We start from the raw sequence: 8696 nt of genomic DNA, 5'->3' as shown, positions 1-8696 counted from the left end.
CCATTATTACAATCGGATCAGGCTGCACAGTCACAATGGCTACCGAACTCCGGTGGACATGGAGGCCCTGGCGGCATGAAAAAGGGTAAAACCCTATAACCGTGTCCAGTATCGTTTGACCAGATCAACCGAGGGGTTTGGTGGATGTTCGCCGACGTGAAATACCGAGTCGAATTCAGATTCTGAAACAGATCAAAAGCCCCTCACCCTAGCCCTCTCCCAGAGGGAGAGGGGACTGACCGGGGTGTTTGGTGGATGTTCGCCGACGTGAAATACCGAGTCGAATTCAGATCCTGAAAAGCCCACAAATCGGCTCCCTCTCCCTCGGGAGAGGTCTGGGGTGAGGGGCAGCTCCAACACAAATCAAAAGCCGAACACCCCGTGCTCTTCACCACTCAACAGGATGAGCGTTAGCTCGGCTGCTGCTCTTGATCTTGATCCACAGGCCCCGTCGGCAGGCTGAGTGGAGGGATTGATCCGGGGGTGGGAGCGCAGCGACCGTTTGGCGCAGCCAAACACAGCGAGAGGAGGTGCAGCGAAGCAAACCGTAGGCGATGCGCCCGGATGGATCCCGGAGCGAAGGAACCCCGAGCTTTAGCGAGTGGGCCGAACGTTGGGGCAAGCGTTTTTGGTTACTTTTTAGGCGTTTGTAAAAAGTGACCCGCCGTAAGGGCGGAACCCTAAGAAGCCGTTACCGCAGCAACGGATATGTACCCGATCAGTCAGAACATCATTGCCTGATACGACGCCTTTCGCGAGCAAGCTCGCTCCCACATTGGATTCCCATTGCCTGGAAAATCGGGGGGCAACAAAAAACCCGCAGACAATCACTCATCTGCGGGTTTCCCGTTTCAGCAGCAAGAAAAGTCAGAAATCTTCCAGCCGCCACACCTCATACGCCGGTGTCTCGTAGGGATGGCTCAACTTGAGAGCCGCCACCACAGCAACGATCAACTCATCCGCCACCACAAGCTCAACCTTCCACTCCTCAACCCGCTCAACCCGCCCCGCCTCGCCCATGAACGGCTGACTGCCGTCCAACGGTCGAAACTGGCCCAGACCGAGCACCTGCCAAGCACAGTGGTCATAGTCACCGATCCGCCCACCACCGGCAGCGAACACAGCCCCTTTGACCACCTCGACATGACTGTCAGGAACAAAAAAGGCGAGCTTGTACACAGGCCTTAGTTAACCCAGACGCGCGCGTTACGGAACATACGCATCCAAGGTGCATCCTCGTTCCAGTCTTCCGAACGCCACGAGTTCTGCACCGCGCGGAACACACGCTCCGGGTGCGGCATCATGATCGTCACACGGCCATCACGGCTGGTGAGACCGGTAATCCCGCGCGGCGAACCGTTCGGGTTGGCCGGATAACGCTCAGTGACCTTGCCATGGTTGTCGACGAAACGCATCGCCACGCAACCGGACAGATCGGCTTCCAGCAGGGCTTCTTCGCTGGAGAACTCGGCGTGACCTTCACCGTGAGCAATGGCGATCGGCATACGCGAACCGGCCATGCCTTGCAGGAAGATCGAGTTCGACTCCTGAACCTGAACCATCGCGACACGCGCTTCGAACTGCTCGGAGCGGTTGCGCACGAAGTGCGGCCAGAATTCGCTGCCCGGAATCAGCTCGTGCAGGTTGGACATCATCTGGCAACCGTTGCACACGCCGAGGGTGAAGCTGTCGTTACGCTCGAAGAAGCCCTGGAATGCATCGCGGGCGCGGCTGTTGAACAGTGCCGACTTGGCCCAGCCTTCACCGGCGCCGAGAACGTCGCCGTAGGAGAAACCACCGCAGGCCACCAGACCTTTGAACTCGTTCAGGTCGACACGGCCGGCCAGAATATCGCTCATGTGCACGTCGATCGCGTTGAAACCGGCGCGGTCGAACGCGGCGGCCATTTCCACCTGACCGTTGACGCCCTGCTCACGCAGCACGGCAACCTGAGGGCGGATGCCTTTCTTGATGTAAGGCGCGGCGATGTCCTGGTTGACGTCGTAGCTGAGCTTGACGCTCAGGCCCGGGTTGTCTTCTTCCAGCAGCACGTCGAACTCTTGCTCAGCGCAGTCGGCGTTATCACGCAGACGCTGGATCTGGTAGCTGGTCTCGGCCCACTGACGTTGCAGCAGACGACGCTGACCTTCGAACACGGTGTCACCGTTGAAGGTGATGTTGATCTGGCCATTGTTGATCGGTTGACCGATCACCGACACGCAGTCGCCCAGACCGGCCGCGCTGAATTGCGCGAGGATATCTGGCGTGGCGTCCTGACGAACCTGGATCACGGCACCCAGCTCTTCGTTGAACAGGATCGCAGCGATTTCCGCCGAAGACTCGGCAACGCTGTCCAGGTTCAGGCTCAGACCGCAGTGGCCGGCGAAGGCCATTTCCACCACGGAGGTCAGCAGACCACCGTCGGAACGGTCGTGGTAAGCCAGCAGGTGACCGTCGGCGTTGAGGCCCTGGATCACTGCGAAGAAGGCTTTCAGGTCTTCGGCGTCATCGACATCCGGCGCATGTTTGCCGAGCTTGCCGTGAACCTGAGCAAGGATCGAAGCACCCATACGGTTCTGACCGCGACCGAGGTCGATCAGGATCAGGTCGGTGGTGCCCTTGTCCATGCGCAGTTCCGGAGTCAGGGTCTGACGGATGTCAGCCACTGGCGCGAAACCGGTCACGATCAGCGACATCGGCGAGGTCACGGTTTTTTCTTCGCCGTTATCGTTCCAGCGGGTGGCCATGGACATCGAGTCCTTGCCCACCGGAATGGTGATGCCCAGCTCAGGGCACAGTTCCATACCGACCGCTTTCACGGTGTCGTACAGACGCGCGTCTTCGCCCGGGTGGCCGGCAGCCGACATCCAGTTCGCCGATAGTTTGATGTCGGAGAGCTTGTTGATGCGCGAAGCAGCGATGTTGGTCAGGGTTTCGCCAATGGCCATGCGGCCCGACGCCGGAGCGTCCAGCAGTGCCAGCGGAGTCCGCTCGCCCATTGCCATCGCTTCTCCGGTGTAGACGTCAAAACTGGTGGCGGTGACAGCAACGTCGGCCACCGGAACCTGCCATGGGCCAACCATTTGGTCACGGGCCACGAGGCCGGTGATGGTGCGGTCGCCGATGGTGATCAGGAAGCTTTTGCTCGCCACGGCCGGGTGATGCAGAACGCGCTCGATGGACTCGGTGATGTCGAGGTTCGACGGATCGAAGTCATCGCCCAATTCGGCTTCACGAACTACCGAACGGTGCATGCGCGGGGCTTTGCCCAGCAACACTTCCAGTGGCATGTCCACCGGGTTGTTACCGAAGTGGCTGTCGGTCACGGTCAGTTGCGGCTCGGCAGTGGCTTCGCCGACTACAGCAAACGGGCAACGCTCACGTTCACAGATCGCCTGGAAGCGCTCGAAGTCCTCAGGGCCTACCGCCAGAACGTAACGTTCCTGGGATTCGTTGGACCAGATTTCGTGCGGGGCCATGCCCGGCTCGTCGTTGGGAATGTTGCGCAGTTCGAAACGGCCACCGCGGTCGCCGTCGTTGACCAGTTCCGGGAAGGCGTTGGACAGACCGCCCGCGCCGACGTCGTGGATGAAGCTGATCGGGTTTTTGTCGCCCAGTTGCCAGCAACGGTCGATGACTTCCTGGCAGCGACGCTCCATTTCAGGGTTTTCACGCTGCACGGAAGCGAAGTCGAGATCCGCCGAGCTGGTGCCGGTGGCCATCGAGGAAGCAGCGCCGCCGCCCAGACCGATCAACATCGCCGGGCCGCCGAGGACGATGAGCTTGGAGCCAACGACGATCTCGCCTTTCTTGACGTGTTCTTCACGGATGTTGCCCATGCCGCCGGCCAACATGATCGGCTTGTGGTAACCGCGAACTTCGTCACCGTGCGGGGTGGTGATCGATTGTTCGAAGGTACGGAAGTAGCCGGTCAGGGCCGGACGACCGAATTCGTTGTTGAACGCAGCGCCGCCGAGCGGGCCTTCGATCATGATGTCCAGCGCGGTAACAATGCGCTCAGGCTTGCCGTACGGCACTTCCCACGGCTGTTCGAAGCCCGGAATCTGCAGGTTCGACACGGTGAAACCGGTCAGGCCAGCCTTTGGCTTGGCGCCACGGCCGGTTGCACCTTCGTCGCGGATCTCGCCACCGGAACCGGTCGATGCACCCGGGAACGGGGCAATTGCGGTCGGGTGGTTGTGGGTTTCAACCTTCATCAGGATGTGCACCGGCTCCTGCACCGCGCCGTACTGGCGGGTTTCAGGATTCGGGAAGAAACGGCCGGCAACGTTGCCGACGATCACCGAGGCGTTGTCCTTATAAGCCGACAGAACGCCTTCGCTGTGCATCACGTAGGTGTTCTTGATCATGCCGAACAGGCTTTTTTCCTGGTTCTCACCATCAATATCCCAACTGGCGTTGAAGATTTTGTGGCGGCAGTGCTCGGAGTTGGCCTGGGCGAACATCATCAGTTCGATGTCGTGCGGGTTGCGCTTGAGACCGTTGAAGGCATTGACCAGGTAATCGATCTCGTCTTCAGCCAGAGCCAGGCCCAGCTCGGTGTTGGCTTTTTCCAGCGCAGCGCGACCACCACCGAGGATGTCGATTGCAGTCAGCGGCTTCGGCTCGGCGTGGCTGAACAGACCGGCGGCCTGCTCGAGGTTGGCCAGCACGATCTGGGTCATGCGGTCATGCAGCACGTCGGCAATCTGCTGCGCTTCGGCTTCGCTGAACTGACCGGCAACGTAGAAGGCGATACCGCGTTCCAGACGCTGGATCTTGCTCAGGCCGCAGTTGCGGGCGATATCGCTGGCCTTGCTCGACCATGGCGAGATGGTGCCGAAACGCGGCAACACCAGAAACAGACGGCCGGTCGGCTCTTGTACCGGAACGCTTGGACCGTACTTCAGAAGGCGCGCAAGCACCTGCTGTTCGTCGCCGGTCAGGACGCCGGTGACTTCGGCGAAGTGAGCGAATTCAGCATACAAGCCACTGACAGCCGGAACCTTCTGGCTCAGTTGCTCAAGGAGTTTGCTGTGGCGAAAGGCAGAAAGGGCAGGAGCGCCGCGCAGGATCAACATCTTCGGGACAGCCTCGGGAAGGGGTGTGCTTTGAGGCCGTGCATTCTAGCCTAAACCGCCCTCAACATCACCCGAAACGCTACGCACGGTTGCACTCGGGTATCAATCTGTGTTTCCGACTTCAGAGTCAGGTAAATCAGCTATTCAGATGCCGCTTATTTTTACTGTAACAAAATGCCGTCAAGCCCCGTTCCTGCGGGGTTTCGTGCAGTTTTGTGATTGCTAGCAGACTCGCCCTGCACTGTCGAGATATGGCGCCCGCAGCCGTTTGCGTATACTGCGCAGATGTTTTTCCCAACGGCTTTGCGTCCGCGGTACGCCAAATGGCTGATCGCAACCGGACTCTTCCTGATGCTCGGTGGCTGTGTTGATAAACCCAACACACTCGAGCGCGTAAAGGAGGATGGTGTGCTGCGGGTGATTACCCGTAACAGCCCCGCCACCTACTTTCAGGATCGCAGCGGTGAAACCGGCTTCGAATACGAGCTGGTGAAGCGCTTCGCCGACGATTTGGGCGTAGAGCTGAAGATCGAGACCGCCGACAACCTCGATGACTTGTTCGATCAGATCGGCAAGCCGAACGGCCCGGTGCTGGCCGCCGCCGGTCTGGTCAGCAGCGAACAGCGCAAGCAGCAGGTGCGGTTCTCGCACTCCTACCTTGAAGTCACCCCGCAGATCATCTATCGCAACGGCCAGTCACGGCCGACCGATCCTGGCGATCTGGTCGGCAAGAAGATCATGGTGCTCAAGGGCAGCACCCACGCCGAGCAACTGGCGGAGCTGAAAAAGAAATTCCCCGGCATCGAATACGAAGAGTCCGACGCGGTTGAAGTGGTCGACCTGCTGCGCATGGTCGATGAAGGCCAGATCGACCTGACCCTGGTCGATTCCAACGAAGTGGCGATGAATCAGGTGTATTTCACCAATATTCGCGTGGCCTTCGACCTCGGCGATGCACGCAGCCAGAGCTGGGCCGTGGGCCCGGGCGAAGACAACAGCTTGCTCAACGAAATCAACGCGTATCTGGACAAAGTGCAGAAGAACGGCACCCTGCAACGCTTGAAGGATCGCTATTACGGCCACGTCGATGTTCTCGGCTATATGGGCGCCACGACCTTCGCCCAGCACTTGCAGCAGCGTCTGCCGAAGTACGAACAGCACTTCAAGAACTACGCGAAGAAAGAGAAAGTCGACTGGCGTCTGCTGGCGGCCATTGGTTATCAGGAATCGCTGTGGCAGCCGACGGTTACCTCGAAGACCGGCGTGCGCGGGCTGATGATGCTGACCCAGAACACGGCACAGGCAATGGGCGTGTCCAACCGCCTCGATCCGAAGCAGAGCATCATGGGCGGCGCCAAGTACCTGGCTTATATGAAGGACCAACTCGACGATTCGATCAAGGAGCCGGACCGCACCTGGTTCGCCCTCGCGGCCTACAACGTCGGCAGTGGCCACCTGGATGACGCGCGTAAGCTAACGGCCAAGGAAGGGCTGAACCCGGACAAATGGCTGGACGTGAAGAAAATCCTGCCGCGCCTGTCGCAGAAGCAGTGGTACAGCAAGACGCGTTATGGCTACGCCCGAGGCGGCGAGCCGGTGCATTTTGTGGCGAACATTCGTCGCTACTACGACATTTTGACCTGGGTGACCCAACCGCAACTTGAAGGCGATCAAGTGGCCGAGGGCAATCTGCATGTGCCGGGCATCGATAAGTCAAAACCCGCACAAGAACCTGCCCCGCTCTAATCAACACCCCAAATCAAATGTAGGAGTGAGCCTGCTCGCGAAGGCGTCGTGTCAGTCGACATCATGCTTGACTGATACACCGCTTTCGCGAGCAGGCTCGCTCCCACAGTTGTTACGCGGTGATCTTATTGCTTGGCAGCCGCCAGAATCAGCGCTTTCATTTCAGACACAGCAGACTTGAACCCGACGAACAACGCATGCGCCACCAGCGCATGGCCGATGTTCAGTTCGTTGATACCTTTGATGGCCGCTACGGCTTCAACGTTGTGGTAATGCAAACCGTGACCCGCGTTAACGATCAGGCCTTGGGCCAGACCAAACGCCACGCCATCGGCGACACGCTTGAGCTCTTCAGCCACTTCGGTCGGGGTTTCGGCATCGGCGTAACGGCCGGTGTGCAGTTCGATGGCCGGCGCACCGACACGCTTCGACGCTGCAATCTGGCGCTCGTCGGCATCGATGAACAGCGACACTTCGCTGCCGATCTTCGACAGACGTTCAACCGCTGCCTTGATGCGCTCCTCCTGTCCTGCCACATCCAGACCGCCTTCGGTGGTCAGCTCCTGACGGGTTTCCGGGACGAGGCAGATGTGCGCCGGACGAATGCGTTCGGCAAACGCCATCATTTCTTCGGTGACGCCCATTTCGAAGTTCATGCGGGTTTGCAGCACATCCTTGAGCAGCAAGACATCGCGCTCCTGAATGTGCCGACGGTCTTCACGCAGGTGCACGGTGATGCCATCGGCCCCCGCCTCTTCCGCGTCCAGCGCCGCCTTGACCGGATCCGGGTAGCGCGTGCCACGAGCCTGACGCAGGGTGGCGACGTGGTCGATGTTCACGCCAAGAAGAATGCGATTGCTGGTGGTCACGGATGTGCTCCTGAAGGGAAAGATTCGGCGCACAGCATACACGGTGAAGGGTCTGTTTACGTCTGGGCGCGGCGGCAACGGGATGCTGGCTGAGTGCAGGGCAAGGCGCGAGGAACGAAGTTTGGTTGCGCCAAATGAGTTCCGAGCAACGCGGCCCTGCGCGCAGCCAGCGCCCGTTGCGCCGCGTCCAGACGTAAACAGACCCTTAGGGCTTGCGAAACAGCTCGCGACTGACGAGAGGGCGACCGCCCAGGTGAACAGCCAGTGCCTGACGCATCAAGCGCTTGGCGGCGGAGAGCGCGCCGGGGGCGGTCCAGTCGGCTTCGGCCATGGCCAGTAATTCGACGCCGTTGAACAGGCCGGGTTGCAGCAGGAAGACCCGCTCAAGACCGGCATCCACTTGCAGACGATAAAGACCATCCGGCGCAACAGGTTCGCCATGGACATCGGTATTCAACGAAAAGCCGTAACCGAGATCGTCCAGCAGCCGCCATTCAAAGGAGCGCAGCAACGGCTCCAGCGGACGACCTTCAGCCAATGCCAGCAAGGTCGCGGCGTAGTGATCGAAGACACCCGGGTGCGGGTCTTCGGCAGGCAGCAGGCGAATCAGCAATTCATTCAGATAGAGACCGCTGAACAGCGCTTCACCGTTGAGCCACGCCGAGGTGCCAGAGCTCTCCATGCGCCCGACGTTCTTAAGCTCGCCCTTGCCACGAAACTCGACTTCCAGCGCCACGAACGGCCGCGCCAATGTCCCGGCCTTGCCCCGCGCACTGCGCAACACCGCCCGCAGCCGACCTTGCGGCGTGAGGAAGTCCACCAACGCACTGGTTTCGCGGTAGGCGCGAGAATGCAGGACATAGGCGGGTTGGGCCGGAGGCGGGTTTTGCGACATTGGGTTCTCGATGAAGAAACGCAGTTTTACACACAACCCAAAACCACTGTGGGAGCGAGCCTGCTCGCGAAAGCGGAGTGACAGTCAACATCAAGGCTGAATGTT

General features: G+C 59.9%; 5 protein-coding genes. 1 reads left to right on the top strand and 4 read right to left on the bottom strand.

Annotated elements, in window-relative coordinates; genetic code table 11:
• Window positions 1-867: 867 nt before the first annotated feature.
• Both CKW14_RS13020 and purL read right to left on the bottom strand, forming a co-directional pair.
• Entirely contained in the window at window positions 868-1179 is a 312-nt protein-coding gene (locus tag CKW14_RS13020; RefSeq protein ID WP_016986104.1) for a YqfO family protein, read from the bottom strand.
• Window positions 1180-1184: 5 nt separating this feature from the next.
• Window positions 1185-5081 (bottom strand): phosphoribosylformylglycinamidine synthase, encoded by a 3897-nt coding sequence (gene purL, locus CKW14_RS13015; RefSeq protein ID WP_095050949.1) that lies wholly within the window; start codon window positions 5079-5081, stop codon window positions 1185-1187.
• 285 nt (window positions 5082-5366) lie between these two features.
• Between purL and mltF the strand changes: the two genes are divergently transcribed.
• Window positions 5367-6827 (top strand): membrane-bound lytic murein transglycosylase MltF, encoded by a 1461-nt coding sequence (gene mltF / locus CKW14_RS13010; protein WP_093436891.1) that lies wholly within the window; start codon window positions 5367-5369, stop codon window positions 6825-6827.
• A 125-nt stretch (window positions 6828-6952) separates the two neighbouring features.
• Here mltF and pdxJ read toward each other — a convergent pair whose 3' ends face one another.
• Entirely contained in the window at window positions 6953-7696 is a 744-nt protein-coding gene (gene pdxJ, locus CKW14_RS13005) for a pyridoxine 5'-phosphate synthase (RefSeq protein WP_095125436.1), read from the bottom strand.
• A 205-nt stretch (window positions 7697-7901) separates the two neighbouring features.
• Window positions 7902-8591: a DNA repair protein RecO gene (gene recO, locus CKW14_RS13000; protein ID WP_093436899.1), complete on the bottom strand. Its 690-nt coding sequence runs from the start codon at window positions 8589-8591 to the stop codon at window positions 7902-7904.
• Window positions 8592-8696: the final 105 nt, after the last annotated feature.

Origin of the sequence: Pseudomonas sp. Irchel s3a12 (assembly GCF_900187485.1) — a bacterium.
In the GTDB taxonomy this organism is placed as follows: Bacteria; Pseudomonadota; Gammaproteobacteria; order Pseudomonadales; family Pseudomonadaceae; genus Aquipseudomonas; species Aquipseudomonas neuropathica.
This window is presented reverse-complemented; position numbering and strand designations above follow the sequence as displayed.

Excerpts from the sequence above, each read along its gene's own strand:
- recO (WP_093436899.1), bottom strand. The coding sequence starts at position 8,591 with ATGTCGCAAAACCCGCCTCCGGCCCAACCCGCCTATGTCCTGCATTCT.
- purL (WP_095050949.1), bottom strand. The coding sequence starts at position 5,081 with ATGTTGATCCTGCGCGGCGCTCCTGCCCTTTCTGCCTTTCGCCACAGC.
- mltF (WP_093436891.1), top strand. The coding sequence starts at position 5,367 with ATGTTTTTCCCAACGGCTTTGCGTCCGCGGTACGCCAAATGGCTGATC.